Here is a 16,389-nt window from a genome sequence, read left to right as displayed (position 1 = left end):
AATCGTTGAGGTTAGGCTTAAAAAATGAGAGGGAGTTGAAAAAATGAAAACGATAAAAATATTTATATTTAGTATAGTGATAATATTTTTTTTGGGAATGGGGACATATTATTATGAAATCCATATGAGAAAATCAGAAATAAAAAAAGAAGTTGAATTTAAAAAAGGAGAAAGTGTAGGAGACTTTTTAAATAAAGTAGGGATAGAGCAAAATATTTTTTTAAAGGTATATTTCAGAGTATCGGGGATCTCCAGTGAGATAAAAGCCGGACATTATAAGCTAGACAGAGAATATACAATATCAGAGTTTTTTAAAGTCTTAAAAGAAGGGCGTTCTGAGATGGTAAGAATAACTATCCCAGAAGGGTTTACAGTGGAACAGATAAAAAAACTCCTAATATCTAATGAGATGATCAGTGAATCGGAATTCCAAAATATTTTAAAGGATATTAAATTTCCATATCCTACTCCCAACAATAATTTTGAAGGTTATTTTTTCCCTGAAACATATTATTTTGCCATAGGGTCAGATCCCAAGGTGATAATAGAGACCATGTTAGGAGAGTTTTTAAGGAAGTTTCCAGTAGAAAATTATGGTAAGAGTGAAAAAGATAAACAGGATTTTTATGAAAAATTGATATTAGCCTCAATTATAGAGAGGGAAGCTGTATTAGATGTAGAAAAGCCTCTCATTGCATCGGTATTTTATAATAGGATAAAGAAAGGTATGAGGCTAGAGTCGGATGCCACGGTAAACTATATATTCGGATATGAAAAGAGGAGGATCTACTATAAAGATCTGAAGATAGAATCTCCATATAATACCTATCGAAATCACGGGTTGCCTCCAGCTCCTATTGGAAACCCTGGAAGTGTGGCTATAGAAGCCAGTTTAAACCCTGCCAGTACAGGATATTATTTTTTTGTAGCGACCTATGATGGGACAAACAGTCATCATTTTACAAAGACATATAGGGAACATATAAACTATCAAAAACAGAATAAGAATAAACCAAAATAAAAAAGAGGTAAATAAATATGAAAAACATAACACTTTTAGGTATAAACAGTAAGTTTGTCCATACAAATTTAGCTATCAGATATATAAAAAAAATGATAGAACAAGTAGATGGATACAGTCTTACAATGGTAGAGAGCAGTATCAATAATCAACTGCCGAATATTATAAGGGAAGTAATAGAGTCAAAACCAGAAATATTATTGGTATCTACATACATTTGGAACAAAGAATTTGTATTCAAAACAATAGTGGAATTAAAGAAGATAAATCCTAATCTAAAGATCTATTTAGGAGGGCCGGAAGTTTCATATAATGCTGTAGAGGTTATGGAAACGTATAAAGAGGTAGATGGAATAATAGAAGGGGAGGGGGAACAAATAATAACTAACCTCCTAAAAAAAGATGAAAAAGATGTTTTAGGACTCTATTATAGAAGCAAAGAAAATAAAGATGATATAAAGTTTAACGGGCATGAATCCCCTATAGAGAACTTAGATATAATACCATTTCCATATGAAAATTGGGAATTGCTGGAAAATAAAGGCAAGATATTTTACTATGAATCTACTAGGGGCTGCCCATTTAGATGTTCATATTGTATGTCTTCTATAGAAAAAAGTGTTAGAAGTTTCAGCTTGCCCAGGGTAAAAAGAGATCTTATGACATTTTTAGATGCAGGGGTTAATTTGGTAAAATTTGTAGACAGGACTTTTAACTTAAAAAAAGATCATTATATGGAAGTATGGAAATTTTTAATAGAAAATTACAGACCAAATACGACATTTCATTTTGAAATAAGTGCAGATTTATTTGATGATGAAGTTATAGAATTTTTGACCACAGTACCAAAAGACCTGTTTCAATTTGAGATAGGGGTACAGACAATCAATGAGAATACTATGAAGTTGATCAGACGTAAAAATGATTTAGAAAAATTATCGAAAAATGTGCTGGCTATAAAGGATAACATCCATCTCCATCTTGATCTTATAGCAGGATTGCCAAAGGAAGATTTTGAAACTTTTAAGAACTCATTTAACTATGTCTATGACTTAAAACCTGAGATGATTCAATTGGGGTTTTTAAAGATTTTGAGAGGGACTGAGATATCTGGACAGATAGAGGAATTTGATTATAAATATATGGGATTTCCACCCTATGAAGTTATATCCAATGACGATATAACCTATGAAGAACTCCTAAAATTAAAGGATGTAGAGGAAGTTTTAGACTTTTATTATAATTCAGGTGATTTTATAAAGAGTGTGGATTATCTAATAAATAATTTTTATAGTTCACCATTTGAATTTTATTTGGATCTGGCTGACTTCTATGAGGAGAAAGGCCACTTTAAGGTATCCCATAAAAAATTAGCTATCTTTAACTTTTTAGTGGATTTCTACAATGAAAAAAAGTTTGGACAAGGTGATAATGATGAAAAAATCAGGTTTATACAATATCTAAAATTTGATTATATCAACTTGGGGAAACCGGGAAAATATCCAGAGTGGTTCACTTCTTCTAAGGATAAAGATCTTTACCATGAACTGGTAGAAAAACTGGTGGAGGAATCAAAATTTAAAAATAACAGACAGGGATTTAAAAATACAGAGATGGAGGAGTTTGATATAGACATCTTCACAGGTGAAAGAAAACAAACAAAGCTGTTATTCATATATGAAGGAAAAGAAACTAAAATACAGGAGTGTTAGGATGAAATTACTCTATATGTTTTTATTTATTGGACTGACAATCTATGGGGGAGAATATGTACAGGATGATCTGATTGTAGGAATTAATCGTTTTAAAGGGAAAAAAATATATGTGAGCTCAGAGAACGGGAGTGCCATTATAGAGATAAAATCAGATGAATATTATACCTATGAGATAAAATCTGGTAGTATTCAGACTATATCAATCAGTGGAGATATGATAAAATTTAAAGACAAAAGATCACCGAAGATCTATCTGCATAAGGGAACCCCTGAAACGACTATAAAGATCAGTCTGGATGGGAAAAAATTCAGCAGATACAGGGGTGATTTTGAATTTATTCCCTATAAAAATAATGTACTGCCATTAAACAGTGTCCAATCAGAGGATTATATATATTCGGTAGTTCCATCGGAGATAGGGCACTATTTTCCAGAGGAAGCTATAAAAGCCCAGAGTCTGGCAGCCAGGTCTTATTTATATTATGGGTTAAGATATTCAAAATATGATAAATTTGACCTGTTTGATAATGTAAATTCCCAGATGTACCTGGGGATGGATAGGGAAAATCAGAAGATAAATTCATCTATAGATACTACCCGTGGAAAGGTTATATTATACGGTGGAAAACCGATAAATGCTCTTTACTATTCCACCAGTGGTGGAATAACTGCTAACAATGAAGATGTATGGGGGGGAAATTCAACTCCGTACCTCCGATCGGTCAATGACAGGGGAAATGAAAATAAATCCCCTAGACTGAAATGGGAAGTAAAGATCTCTAAAAATGAAATTTCTAAAAGATTCGGATTTAAGGTGAAGGGGCTTAAAGTCTTAGAGGTAAAAAGTAACAGGGTCAACAAGATCAAAGTATACGGAAATAAAAATCAGACTATAACAGGAGATAAATTTAGGAGTATAGTTGGATATGGTAAGGTATACAGCACCCAATTCAGAGTAAGATCCAGCGGTAACTACTTTGTATTCACTGGAAAGGGATCAGGGCATGGAGTCGGAATGAGTCAATACGGTGCCTATGGTTTATCCCAAAAAGGGAAAAACTACCAGGAGATACTCAAACACTATTATAAAGGTGTAGAAATAAAGGAATATAAGAGGACAAATTAAAAAATATCCGTGTTGGATTGAGTAAAAAAAGGAAGTGTATTATGGATTTAAAAAAATTTGAAAGATTGAATGAAGAGAAAAAACTGATAGAATATGGAGATAGAATAGTTATAGCCATGTCTGGGGGACCAGATTCAGTATTTTTATACAACCTCCTAAAGAAAGTAAAAGTTAGGATGGATCTTAAAATATACTTTACCCATATAAATCACGGTCTCAGAGGGAAAGATAGCGACGGAGATGAAAAATTTGTTATAAGTTTAGGAGAGTCAGAAAATATACCTACCTATACAAAAAAAGTCGATATTAAAGAATATGCTAAGCTTCACGGCTTATCCGAAGAGGAAGCTGGACGGGAAGTAAGGTATGGATTTTTTAGAGAGATAAAGGATCAAGTGGGGGCTACCAAGGTTGCGCTAGCCCACAATGAAGATGATGTGGTGGAGACCTTTATGTTTCGTCTTATCCGGGGGACATCTTTCAAGGGGTTAGAGGGAATCCCCGTTATGAGGGAATTCTTTATCCGGCCTATTTTAAGTTATAGAAAGGAAGAGGTCTTAAAATATTTAGATGAAAATGGGATAGATTATTGTATAGATAAGACGAATTTTGAGGAGATCTATACAAGAAATAAGATTAGGTTAAACTTAATTCCATCCATAGAAAAAGAATATAATATTAATTTTAAAGAAAAAATAATAAATTTAATTTCAGATATAGGTGAGTTTAATGGTATTATTAATAGTAACTTGAAAAAGTACACAAAAAATGATATTTTAGATGTAAGGGAACTAAAAAAAGAGGAAAAGTTTATTCAACGAACCATTATCTCAGAATATTTACAAAAATTTGATATATCTGTAAATAGAAATAAAATCCTTGAAATACAAAAACTTATTTATTCTGATGGGAGCAAGGAAATATATGGAAATTGCAGATACCGTATCAAGAAAACATACGATATTTTAGAGGTAGTGGAAGTAGAAAAAGTAAAATTTAATGATCAATTAATTGTAAAATTAACTGTTCCAGGGAGTGTTCTTTGGAATAATTATAAGATAAGTGCTCAATTAATTAATGAGGATCAGAAATCCAAAGAAGGAAAAAATGAATTTTATTGTAAACTAAGAAAGGATGATGTTTTAACAGTTCGTTCAAGAAAAAATGGGGATAAATTTTACCCCGTTGGGATGAGTGGAAGGAAAAAACTAAAAGATTTATTTATCAACTTGAAAATCCCAAAGGAGGAGAGAGATTCTATTCCAATTATTACTAATTTAGATGAAATTCTATGGATAGGGGGAATTAGAGGGGATAGGCGTTTTGAAGATTTAAAAAAGGAAACTGTAAAACTGAAAATTGAAAAAATTGAGGAGGTAGACTTCAGTGGAAAACAACAACAATAATGATTTAAAAGATGAAAAAAAGAAGGAAAATGGAGAAGATAAAAACACTGAGTACAACGAATTAGAAGAGAGAAAAAATGAGCTTAAAGACAGGTTAAAATATGGAATGAGAAAAAAGAAAAAAAGAAAAAGTAATAATGAAAATGGAGATAAAGAACCAAAAAAAGAACCTAAAAAGAAATTTAACTTTAAGACAGTAGTAATGTTATTATTTGTTGTTACAATAATTATGTCATTGCCGTCAATGATGGACAGTGCTAAAACAAAAGATCAAAAAGTAATTAGTTATACAGAATTTTTGAAAAAAGCTAACAATGGGGAATTTAAGGTAGTTCAAGAAAAAGAAGGCTATGTAATCGGAAAACAGCAATTAGAAGATACATCAGCTTTTAGAGCCAGAATGATATCTAACAGAGTTTCACAAGATGATAATCTTATGAAAGCTTTGACTCAGACAAGTGTTGAGATAAAGTCTGAAGATCCGGCTAAAACACCACTTATTGTCCAAATACTTATCTCATGGTTCCCAATGCTATTATTAGTTGGAATCTGGATATTCATGATGAATAAGATGAAGGGCGGAGGAAGCAGTGGTCCTAGTGTATTTAATATGGGTAAATCTAGAGCTAAAGACAACGGTGAAAATATATCCAATGTTAAATTTGATGATGTAGCAGGGATTGAGGAAGCTAAGCAGGAGTTAGTTGAAGTTGTAGATTTCTTGAAAGAACCTGAAAAATATAAAAAAATAGGAGCCAGCATACCTAAAGGTGTCCTGTTATTAGGGTCACCTGGAACAGGTAAAACTCTATTGGCAAAAGCAGTAGCTGGGGAAGCCGCAGTGCCGTTTTTTACTATATCTGGTTCTGAGTTTGTAGAGATGTTCGTAGGAGTAGGTGCTTCTAGAGTAAGAGACTTATTCAATAAAGCTAGAAAAGCAGCACCTTGTATCGTATTTATCGACGAGATAGATGCAGTAGGTAGAAAGAGAGGGTCTGGTCAAGGTGGAGGAAACGATGAAAGGGAACAAACTTTAAATCAACTTCTAGTAGAGATGGATGGTTTCAGTACTGAGGAAACTATAATAGTAATTGCTGCAACTAATAGACCAGAGATCTTAGATAAAGCTCTTATGAGACCGGGAAGATTTGATAGACAGGTTGTTGTAGATAAACCTGATATCAAGGGAAGAGAAGCTATATTACATGTACATATTAAAGGGAAAAAAATAGGAAAAGATGTAGATTTACATACATTAGCTAAAAAAACTCCTGGATTTGTAGGAGCAGACCTTGCTAACTTGTTAAATGAAGCGGCTATATTAGCAGCTAGACAGCATAGAGATATCATCATGATGGAAGATTTAGAGGAAGCATCTGAAAAAGTATCTATTGGTCCTGCTAGAAAATCAAGGGTAACGGTAGAAAAGGAAAAGCATATAGTTGCATATCATGAAGTTGGACATGCAATGATTCAAACTTTTTATAAAGATATAGTAGATCCTGTTCATAAGGTAACTATAGTACCTCGGGGAATGGCAGCTCTTGGTTATACAATGAGTTTACCGACAGAGGATAGATATTTGAGAAGTAAAAAAGAATATCTGGCTGATATAAGAGGATTATTAGGTGGTAGAGCAGCTGAAGAGGTAGTCTTTGGAGATATTACAACTGGAGCTAGTAATGATATAGAAAGAGCTACAGGGATAGCCCATGCTATGGTAACTAAATTAGGGATGTCTGATAGATTTGGACCTATCTTATTAGATGCTACTAAAGAGGGGGATATGTTCCAAAATAAGATCTACGGAGAAGAAACAGCTAAGTCAATAGATGAAGAGATCAGAAAGATGATCAATGATGCCTATGATGAGGTTAAAACTACTTTGAGAGATAATTATGATCTTTTAGATAAGATATCTAAGTCGTTATTGGAAAGAGAGACAATAACCGGAGAAGAACTTAATATTCTTATGGATGGAGGAGAATTAGAACCATTAAAACCATTAGAAGATGTAGTCGCTAAAGGGATAGATGAACTGAAAGAAGAGTTAACTAACAAAGAAGAAGAAAAAATAACTTCTGATTCAGATAACTCTCCTTTAGAAATTGATAAAAATCAAACTGAAACTGAAATCGAAGGTGAAGTGGAAGAGAAAAAAATAGATACAGATATAGAAGAAGAGAAATAATATAAAAGGGTTACCTCAAAAAGGGTAGCCCTTTTTCTAAGAAAATAAAAATAGGAGGAAAAAAATGAAGGAAAAAAGTTATGAAATTTCTAAAATAGCTATAAAGATGGTGTTGACAACTAGGGAAGAGGAGAAAAAATTAAAGGAAGAATACAAAAAAGATGGAATATTAACAGCAGCTGTAAATATAGGAGGGAAGATGCCGGATATGACCATTAAAATAATAGAAAACTCCATAGTAGCTGCAATAAAAAATGGATTGGTAGACGACAATAGAAGTCATAATGGAATCATAGTAGGAGCTGTAAGAGATGCGTTAAATCAAGTGAGTAGTAAAACAAACGGCTTTAATGTAGGAGGGAAGATCTCATTGGTTAAAATAGATGAGGATATTTCTGTAGCAGTACTACTAAATATTGGGATATTACACCTAAATGAAGTAGCTATTGCCACGGCACATAGAATAATAAATTCATAGGATAAAAGAGAAGAGATATGGATTCATAATGTTTATACTCTGTGATGAATATCCTACGACACAAGGGGGAGATTATGAGGCTTAAAATTATTATTATTTTATTTGGCTTGATCTTTTTAATAGGATATTCAGAGGAGATGGGAGATCGCAAAGTAAAAATATTGGAACAGAAGATATCGGGTAAGGAAACAGAATTAGAAGAATTAAAAATTTTGTACTCTGAGCTCTTAGAAAAAAATGAAAAAATGGAAAATTCTCCTAAAATTGGTTTGGTTCTCAGTGGAGGAGGAGCCAAGGGGGTGGCTCATGTAGGGGTCTTAAAGATGTTAGAAGAGTATAATATCCATATAGATTATATAACCGGAACAAGCTTTGGGAGTATTGTAGGAGCTCTCTATGCAGTAGGTTATACAGCAGATGAGATAGAAACTATTATATTTAACATAGACTGGGATTCTTTTAAAAATGATAAGCAGGCTAGGAAGCATACTTCTTTGAAATCTAAAACTAAAAAAGAAAAATATATATTTAATTTGGAGATGGATGAAAATTATAATTTGAAACTTCCAAAGGGAGTATTGACTGGAGAGGCCTTTTATTTAGAGCTAAAATCACTCTTTATGAGGGTTGAAGGTGTAGGTAATTTTGATGACCTGAAGATTCCATTTAGGGCAGTCTCTACAAATATTAATACTGGAGGGAGATATGTTGTTGGAGAAGGTGATTTAGCTAAAGCTGTTTTCATGAGTATGGCTATACCAACGATCTTAGATCCGGTAGAGGATAATGGAGAATACTATGTTGATGGAGGATTGGTTGAAAATTTACCCGTGAGAGAAGTAATTGAAATGGGAGCAGACATTGTGATTGCTGTAGATATAAGTGCAGATTCCAATATGATTGAAGATAATTCAAATATTTTTGAGGTCTTGGAGAAGATGACAACTTATAAAAGTGAGACACAATTTGAAAAAGCTAAAGAATTAGCGGATATATTGATTGTACCAGATGTGAAAGATCACTCTATAGCTGATTTTACAGGCCTAGAAAAACTTGTGAAAAAAGGAGAGGATGAGACAAAACAACACAGGGAAGAATTGGTCAAATTGAGCAGCAATGAAGAAAAAAGTAAACAAAATTTAAAGAATATTGATGATAAAGAAATAAAGGTAAAGATAGATGAGGTAATACTTATAGGGAATAAAAGTTTGACTTTAGATAAAGTTTTGGGAATCTCAGGAAAGAGAGTTCCGGGAGAATATACTGTTGGAGAGATGACCCTGTGGATGGATAAACTAAAGGCAGTCGATATAATAAATAGGTTTTTTTATGTGATAGAGGATAATAAATTAATAATAAATGTGAAAGAAAATGAAGGTAGGCATCTGAGGTTAGGGCTTAACTACAGCCATGATTTTGGAGCAGCATTGAGGATAGCTACTGATATTCAAAATTATGGTTTATTTGACAATGAGTCTATGATTATGGCTGAGATATCAAAATATCCTAAAGTAGAGTTTGAAAATATTACAAACTATAGATTTAAGGAGTCCCAGTATTTAGGAATAATAAATTTAGGTTTAATCACCGATCCGTTGTTTATATATGATAAAAATGATAAAATCTCAGATTATAATAACTATAAACTTTATATAAGCGGCGGTTTAGGAACTGCTTTATTTAACTCCTATCTATTAGCTACTAAATTTTACTATATAGGAGTTAAAAATGAATATACCAGCGGTAGTAAGGATTTTATTTCTAGTTCATCGTGGGAATATGTAAAAAATAGAACATTTATAACTACAGATACAAGGGACAACACTTATTTTTCAAATGGTGGCGCAAATAACCGTATGGAATTATTCTCTGGAGGAGATATTAAAGGTGTTGGAGATGTAGAATTTTATGGAGGATTGTATGATCTGCATAAATATATACCCATAAATGAAAAGTTTAATATAGAGTTAGCTGTCTCAGGTGGAAAGATGAATGGGGGGAACATACCGGAAAATGAGTATTTTAAAATAGGTGGATTAAGAAACCACGAAGATACAAATCAGTTCTCTTTTTATGGGATGAATGCCATGAGAAAACATGTAGATGAATTTTATATGGGTGGAATTAATCTGAGGTATAAGATCAATAGAACTATATATATCAATGTAAAATATAATGTTGTTACATATAGTAACCCTAAATTTTCATTGAAAGGTGAAGAGGGGAACCTGGGAGAAGACTTTAAGCGGGGAGCAGGGGTTGGCCTGGGACTAGATACTATAGTTGGACCCTTAGAATTTGTAGCATCAAATGATGTGGATTCAGATGGGATGCTATTTTCGCTGTTTCTAGGCTATGAATTTTAAAATGCTAAGAGGCTAAAGACATGGAAATTGACTTATCTTTGAATTCATGATAAAATAACTAAAGTTTTTTATATCTAAAATGTAGAATAAAGTATTAGAGTATTAGAGTAGGAATTAGATATAAAAGTATAAAATTAGGAGTGTGGTATTAGTGAAGGAAATAAAAGAAGTTCAATTAGAACAGAAATACGGGCTGTCAGTAGCAACAGCAATGGTAATTGGAATAGTAGTTGGAATAGGAATATTTTTTAAGGCAGAAGCTATATTAAAAGCGGCAAGTTTAAATCCGACAGTGGCTATATTAGCATGGATATTAGGTGGAACTATTACTGTCTTAGCAGGGTTGACAGCAGCAGAATTAGGAGCAGCTATCCCTGAGACTGGTGGATTAGTAGCTTATATTAGAAGAATTTATGGAGACTTTGCCGGATTTATGACTGGATGGATGCATGTGGTTTTATATCTGCCGGGATTAGTAGCAGTATTAGCATACTATACCGGGTTCTTTGCGACTATATTTTTAGGAATAGAGAGTACTCCTATAAATGTAGCTATGATATCTATTCCTGCGTTTTTATCGGTTTTTCTTATAAATCTATTTATGGCTAAATCTGGTGGTAGATTGCAGACTTTGATAACAGCAATTAAAATAATTCCATTGGCAGGATTACTCATCTTCGGTTTATTAAATGGATCAAACCCAACACCATTTAGTGTGGCACCAGGAGTAGATTCACCATTTAGTATAAGTTTGGTGTTAGCAGCATTGGTACCTGTAATGTTTGCTTATGATGGGTGGATGTTAGCCTGTAGTATAGGTGGAGAAGTAAAAAATCCAACGAAAAACTTACCTAAGGCAATTATTTTTGGATTAGGTCTGATTATAGTTTTATACGTGGGATTAAATATTGCTTTACTTAAGACTTTACCGGCTAATTTATTAGCAGAACAAGGGACAGTAGGAGCAGCTAATCTTCTATTTGGACCAATTGCAACTAAAGCTATCTTTGGTGGTATAGTTATATCTGCATATGGAACATTAAATGGGTTAACTCTAGCAGCTATAAGATTCCCTTATACCTTAGCTATTGAGGGACATTTCCCCATGAAAAATCATTTTTCAGAAGTAAGTACAAGATTTAACACACCATTGAAATCTGGGTTTTTAATATTTGTAATCAGTGGTTTATACCTTTTAGCACCATTTGTAATAGGGATGAGTATTGACATATTTGCTGATATTCCAGTAGCTATTATATGGGCTTTTTATTCAGTGTTATTTATAGGATTGATTATATTAAGAAAGAGAGAACCTAACTTAGCGAGACCATATAAAGTTCCGTTATACCCAATTATACCGGTATTAGCTGCAATTGGTGGACTAGGGATCACAATAAGTGCAACAGTAAACCAGCCGTATTATATGTTATATTCTATAATTATAGTTTTGTCTGGAATTCCATTTTATAGGAAAAAATAGTAAAAAAAAAGCTCCTAATCTTAGATTAGGAGCTTTTAAAATTTACGTTTTTTATATAGCATCATATATTTCTATTTAATTTCCAAGGGAAGAGAAGCAATAAATTGGCAACTTAAAAAAAGAGGCTCAAAGAGCCTCTTCTATATTTTTTATAATTTACCTAGTGCTAATAAACCAGCTTTTGTAATAAAGTTATGTGGTTGGTTAAAGTGTGGTAGGAAAAATGTATCTGTAAGTGCTAACTTATCAATAGTATATTTTTCCTGGATAGCTAAGCTGAAGAAATGTAGTGCTAATGTGATATCTGAAGTAGATGCCATTTGTGCTCCTATAATTCTCTTTGTTTCTTTTTCCCAGACTACTTTTACTGTGATCTCATCATTTTCAGGCATGAAAGAAGCTTTGATTAAATCTGTGTGTTCAACTGTTTCAACATCCATTCCTAAACTTTTTGCTACAGATTCAGTTAATCCAGTAGAGCATAGTGTCAACCCAAATATATGGATTGCGTTTGATCCCTGTACTCCCTGCATCTCAAGTGGTGTACCGCAAGCATTGTGCCCTGCAACGATCCCTGTTCTTACAGCATTTGTTGCAAGAGCAATGTTTTCAAATTGTTCAGATGCATTGTTGTATACAGTAGAACAGTCTCCTATAGCGTAGACATCTTTAATATTTGTCTCCATCCTGTTGTTAGTAAGGATAGCTCCTCTAGGGCTTAATTCGATCCCTGTATCTGCTAAAGCTCCAGTATTAGGCTTGAATCCAATTGACATAAGAACCAGGTCAGTATCATACTCCCCCTTAGTTGTGATAACTTTACTTACTTTTCCATCACCTTTAAATTCAGTAACAGTTTCTCCTAATTTCATAATGATCCCATTTTTTTCCAAGTTAGATCTCATCATCTCTTGGAAATTAGAATCATAATATCTATTTAATACATCCATATCATTGATTAAAGTAACTTCCTTTCCATTTTCTTTGAAAGCTTCTACCAATTCAATTCCGATATATCCAGCTCCTACAACGGTAACTTTTTTAATAGATGGATCTTTTATTTTTTCAATAGCTCCTTGTGCATTTTGGAAGATTTTAGCATATATAATATTTTCTAAATCATGTCCCGGTAAAGGAGGTAAGATAGGCCATGATCCGATTGCAAAGATAAGTTTATCATAAGTTTCAGTTTTCATCTCTCCACTTTCCAGGTCCTCTATCTCTATAGTTTTTTTATCAAAATCTACATTTTTAAAATCATGTTTCATGTGAACTTCTGCTCCAGCTTCGCATAGTGATTCAGGAGTAGCGTAGAATAATCCATCTCCAGAATCAATTACTCCACCAATCCATAGAGCCATTCCACATCCTAAAAATGATATATTATCATTTTTATCATATGTAACTACCTCATGGGTATCTTTATATTTATTAGCAATCTCAAGGATAGAATGAGTTCCTGCATGGTTTGTTCCAATTACTACTACTTTCTCTTTTTTCATAGTTATACTCTCCTTTTGTTTTAATTATAATTTTATATTGATTACAACATCTTATGTGATTAATATATCATTGAATATACTGCATGTCAAATTTTTTCTAAAAAAAAAGGAAAACTCATAAGTAAATTTTCTACTTGAGTCATCCTCTTTTTATTTATTTAGAAAGTTGCAGATATTTTTAATGAATAAAAGTTCATAAAATCTTAGATTTTTCTAATTGAATGGAACGTCATATTCCTTACTTTTCAACTATGAAAGCTAAAAATTTTAATTTTGTATCTCCTGTATTTTTTAATGAATGGGAGTGGTCAGATCCTGTATAAACCAGATCTCCAGCACTAACTTCTTTTGTAATACCATCATCGATAACTTGACCTTGCCCCTCTATAATATAGTAAAATTCCTCGTCATCTATATGAGAATGTTCTCCTATCATAGCTCCTACCTCAAGATCATTTGCCATAACTATCTTTACCTTATTAGTTATTTCATCTCCTACAAGATATTGCATTCCGTGGATGAGACCATTCCCGCCACGAGGTTTTTCACTGGTTACTTTCTTTGTTTCACATTCTTTGATTATCATATTCAGCCCCCTTATACTTATTGTAAAATTTAAACTTGAATTTATCTATATAATCGATGTTCTCTTATATATGCCTCTACTTCTGGGACTATATATTTATCTAATGGTTCGTTGTTTTTTATTTTTTCCCTGATTACAGTAGAACTGAGATCAAATAGTGGTGCTTCAATGGTCAGAAGGCCATTGGTAGTAGACTGATAGCCCTTTCTTTTGAAAAAAACAAATTTACAGAGATCAATCATCTCATTATAATTTTTCCAGCTGGTTAGATACTCTGCTGAATCTTCCCCTATGATTTCATAGATAAGGCTGTCAGGATGGATCTCTACGATTTTGAGGAGGGTATCATAGGTATAGGATACCTTTTCAGATTTGATCTCATAATCGCAGGGATAGAGCTTTTTGTTCTTTGAGCAGGCTAATTTTATCATGGCCATTCTGTCATGACCACTGACAAATTCCTTGTTACATCTATGAGATGGAGTTCCTACAGGTACGATATATAATCTATCCAAATTAAGTTCTTTAATAGCCAGGTCTGCCATCTCTATGTGTCCCCTATGGATAGGGTTGAAACTTCCCCCGAAAATCCCTATTTTTTCTATAATTTTATTATTATCCATATATTAACATCCTTTTTTTATCTTCTCTTTGTATCTATAATCTGTGTAATTTGTGACTAAGTTTTTTATTATCTAGGAAATTATAAATTTCATGAATTGTATTTATTTGGAACGTCACGTTGCTATTATTTTAATTTTTCCTTTAAGATCTCTGTATAGATATCTTCTTTTTTATATGTAAATTCATTTAGGATCATTCCATAACTAGAGATCTCTAAAGAACCCATAACTTTAGATGCTGCGATTACTTCTACCTTAGATGTAGGAGTAAAACTGGTAGTTCTTACCCTCTCAAAATCCCTAAATTCAGATCTTTTTTGCAGGATATATGAGATCCCCACATAAAATACTTCATCTGAAAAATCACTGTCCTTCATCAGCTGGTATAAACTCCAAGCCATAGTTGATTTTTCACTCTCGATATCCTCTAATAAAATATAGTCAAACAGCATCTTAAAAAATAATTGTTTATCTCTTAAAAACAGCTCTTTTCCATATTTAAGACCAAATATCCTATCTCCACTTGCCATAATTTTATTGAAATTATTAGTTAAAGTATCCATAGAATATTTAGATAATCTTTCTATCTTTTTTATCTTTTCCCTTTGAGTCAGATCGACCATTTTTTCTAAAAGAGTCTCTATGATCTCTTTATAGTTATCATTATTTATAGTTGTTATAAGTGGGAGAGCATGATTCATTGGCTTTTTTTTAATAGTTCCACCACAATCGATAGTAAAATATGATCTTTTTCCTAACCCTTCTGCAATAGCTTCAATTAATTTTAATTTTCCACCTGTAAGATAAATTTCACAAAATTTATCTATATTTTTTTCTCTTATATCGTCTATTTGAAACATTTTTCCTCCTACTTTTGAAACAGATTATCTTCTAACATAGTTAATTCTACTTTCAGTACATACGTTCTAGGCATATGAAAATTTTGCGGAAGTTTTACAATATCTTTTTCTGTAGTTATTATAAAGTCTGCTCCCATCTCATCTGCTCTTTTCATTATCTTTTTAAAGTCTCTTTCTTTAAAGTTGTGGTGATCTAAAAAATCCATCCTGTCAGTTGCAGAAGGCATAAGAGAGATCACTGTTTTTTCAAAGTTTAGAGGGTTGGCTAATCCGCTGAATAATAATACCTTTTTTTTGTTTACCCAGAAAAGTGGTTTTCTGTCTCCCTTAAGGTCCTTTAAAGAAACTACTCCATATTTGGCTACTGAGATATTTTTCTTGTATTTAGACAGGTATTTCTTAATCTTTTTTATCTCTCTATCATCTACAAGATCAGCTTTAGTAATGATAAATTCATTTGCTCTTTTAAGTTGTTTTAAATCTTCCCTAAGTGTCCCCAGCGGCAGGAGTCTTCCGCCGCCAAATGGGTTGGTAGCATCTATTAAAACAATGTTGCAGTCTCTTTCTAGTTTCCTATGCTGATAACCATCATCTAATACAATTGTATCTATATCAAAATGTTCTTTGGCTAACATACAGGCTGAATATCTGTCTCGGCCTACAATTATTGGAACCTTTGTATTGATAGCATGTAAAAGAGGTTCATCACCGCTTTCCTTTGTTGTTGCAAAAATGTTTTTTCCATCACTAACGATCATGGGGTCAACTTTTCTTTTTCCCTTATACCCCCTAGATACTATGGCGACTTTTTTTCCCTCATCTAAAAATTTTTGAACTAGATATTGTACAGTAGGGGTCTTTCCTGTCCCGCCTACTGTAATATTTCCAACACAAAAAATATCTATATCGTCTATTTTTTTAGACTTAAAGATTTTTTTGTCATATAATCTATTTCTAAAATTTGTTATTAAATGATATAGGTACGCTAAAAGTTCCATGTTATTCCTCTTTTCGACTATTTTTTTTGTTCATAAT

13 protein-coding genes are annotated in these 16,389 nt (G+C 32.7%); 8 read left to right on the top strand and 5 right to left on the bottom strand.

Annotated features, from left to right (window positions below; all coding sequences use genetic code 11):
- The first annotated feature begins 43 nt into the window (after positions 1-43).
- The 8 genes from mltG to NRK67_14965 all read left to right on the top strand — a co-directional run bounded on the left by mltG (position 44) and on the right by NRK67_14965 (position 11,783).
- On the top strand, positions 44-1,021 hold the full coding sequence (gene mltG, locus NRK67_15000; GenBank protein UUV18580.1) for an endolytic transglycosylase MltG: 978 nt from the start codon (positions 44-46) through the stop codon (positions 1,019-1,021).
- 17 nt (positions 1,022-1,038) lie between these two features.
- Positions 1,039-2,733, top strand: a complete 1,695-nt coding sequence (locus NRK67_14995; GenBank protein ID UUV18579.1) for a B12-binding domain-containing radical SAM protein — start codon at positions 1,039-1,041, stop codon at positions 2,731-2,733.
- Position 2,734: 1 nt separating this feature from the next.
- Entirely contained in the window at positions 2,735-3,862 is a 1,128-nt protein-coding gene (locus tag NRK67_14990) for a SpoIID/LytB domain-containing protein (GenBank protein UUV18578.1), read from the top strand.
- Between the two features lie 41 nt (positions 3,863-3,903).
- A complete protein-coding gene (gene tilS / locus NRK67_14985) occupies positions 3,904-5,268 on the top strand; it encodes a tRNA lysidine(34) synthetase TilS (GenBank protein ID UUV18577.1) in 1,365 nt (454 codons plus the stop codon).
- A 202-nt stretch (positions 5,269-5,470) separates the two neighbouring features.
- Positions 5,471-7,459, top strand: a complete 1,989-nt coding sequence (gene ftsH / locus NRK67_14980; GenBank protein ID UUV19952.1) for an ATP-dependent zinc metalloprotease FtsH — start codon at positions 5,471-5,473, stop codon at positions 7,457-7,459.
- A 64-nt stretch (positions 7,460-7,523) separates the two neighbouring features.
- Positions 7,524-7,937, top strand: coding sequence for a HutP family protein (locus NRK67_14975; protein UUV18576.1), 414 nt, complete (start codon positions 7,524-7,526; stop codon positions 7,935-7,937).
- Positions 7,938-8,011: 74 nt separating this feature from the next.
- Positions 8,012-10,303: a patatin-like phospholipase family protein gene (locus NRK67_14970; GenBank protein UUV18575.1), complete on the top strand. Its 2,292-nt coding sequence runs from the start codon at positions 8,012-8,014 to the stop codon at positions 10,301-10,303.
- A 151-nt stretch (positions 10,304-10,454) separates the two neighbouring features.
- The gene (locus NRK67_14965) at positions 10,455-11,783 is read left to right on the top strand and encodes an amino acid permease (GenBank protein UUV18574.1); all 1,329 of its coding nucleotides are present in this window, start codon (positions 10,455-10,457) and stop codon (positions 11,781-11,783) included.
- Between the two features lie 149 nt (positions 11,784-11,932).
- Here NRK67_14965 and NRK67_14960 read toward each other — a convergent pair whose 3' ends face one another.
- From NRK67_14960 to lpxK, 5 genes are all read right to left on the bottom strand, one after another.
- Entirely contained in the window at positions 11,933-13,285 is a 1,353-nt protein-coding gene (locus NRK67_14960; protein UUV18573.1) for an FAD-dependent oxidoreductase, read from the bottom strand.
- 238 nt (positions 13,286-13,523) lie between these two features.
- A complete protein-coding gene (locus NRK67_14955; GenBank protein UUV18572.1) occupies positions 13,524-13,871 on the bottom strand; it encodes a cupin domain-containing protein in 348 nt (115 codons plus the stop codon).
- 41 nt (positions 13,872-13,912) lie between these two features.
- Positions 13,913-14,494: a nicotinate-nucleotide adenylyltransferase gene (nadD, locus tag NRK67_14950; GenBank protein ID UUV18571.1), complete on the bottom strand. Its 582-nt coding sequence runs from the start codon at positions 14,492-14,494 to the stop codon at positions 13,913-13,915.
- A gap of 125 nt (positions 14,495-14,619) precedes the next feature.
- Complete coding sequence (locus NRK67_14945) at positions 14,620-15,354, bottom strand: hypothetical protein (protein ID UUV18570.1); 735 nt, start codon at positions 15,352-15,354, stop codon at positions 14,620-14,622.
- Between the two features lie 8 nt (positions 15,355-15,362).
- On the bottom strand, positions 15,363-16,352 hold the full coding sequence (lpxK, locus tag NRK67_14940) for a tetraacyldisaccharide 4'-kinase (protein ID UUV18569.1): 990 nt from the start codon (positions 16,350-16,352) through the stop codon (positions 15,363-15,365).
- Positions 16,353-16,389 lie beyond the last annotated feature (37 nt).

It is taken from the genome of Fusobacteria bacterium ZRK30 (assembly GCA_024628785.1).
GTDB lineage: Bacteria > Fusobacteriota > Fusobacteriia > Fusobacteriales > Fusobacteriaceae > Psychrilyobacter.
Note: the sequence above shows the minus strand (reverse complement) of the source record. Positions and strands in the feature narration are given on the sequence as shown.

Coding starts and splice junctions, on each gene's coding strand:
- NRK67_14995 (UUV18579.1), top strand. CDS start 1,039: ATGAAAAACATAACACTTTTAGGTATAAACAGTAAGTTTGTCCATACA.
- NRK67_14955 (UUV18572.1), bottom strand. CDS start 13,871: ATGATAATCAAAGAATGTGAAACAAAGAAAGTAACCAGTGAAAAACCT.
- lpxK (UUV18569.1), bottom strand. CDS start 16,352: ATGGAACTTTTAGCGTACCTATATCATTTAATAACAAATTTTAGAAAT.
- tilS (UUV18577.1), top strand. CDS start 3,904: ATGGATTTAAAAAAATTTGAAAGATTGAATGAAGAGAAAAAACTGATA.
- NRK67_14960 (UUV18573.1), bottom strand. CDS start 13,285: ATGAAAAAAGAGAAAGTAGTAGTAATTGGAACAAACCATGCAGGAACT.
- NRK67_14970 (UUV18575.1), top strand. CDS start 8,012: ATGAGGCTTAAAATTATTATTATTTTATTTGGCTTGATCTTTTTAATA.
- NRK67_14990 (UUV18578.1), top strand. CDS start 2,735: ATGAAATTACTCTATATGTTTTTATTTATTGGACTGACAATCTATGGG.
- NRK67_14945 (UUV18570.1), bottom strand. CDS start 15,354: ATGTTTCAAATAGACGATATAAGAGAAAAAAATATAGATAAATTTTGT.
- mltG (UUV18580.1), top strand. CDS start 44: ATGAAAACGATAAAAATATTTATATTTAGTATAGTGATAATATTTTTT.
- ftsH (UUV19952.1), top strand. CDS start 5,471: ATGTTATTATTTGTTGTTACAATAATTATGTCATTGCCGTCAATGATG.
- nadD (UUV18571.1), bottom strand. CDS start 14,494: ATGGATAATAATAAAATTATAGAAAAAATAGGGATTTTCGGGGGAAGT.
- NRK67_14975 (UUV18576.1), top strand. CDS start 7,524: ATGAAGGAAAAAAGTTATGAAATTTCTAAAATAGCTATAAAGATGGTG.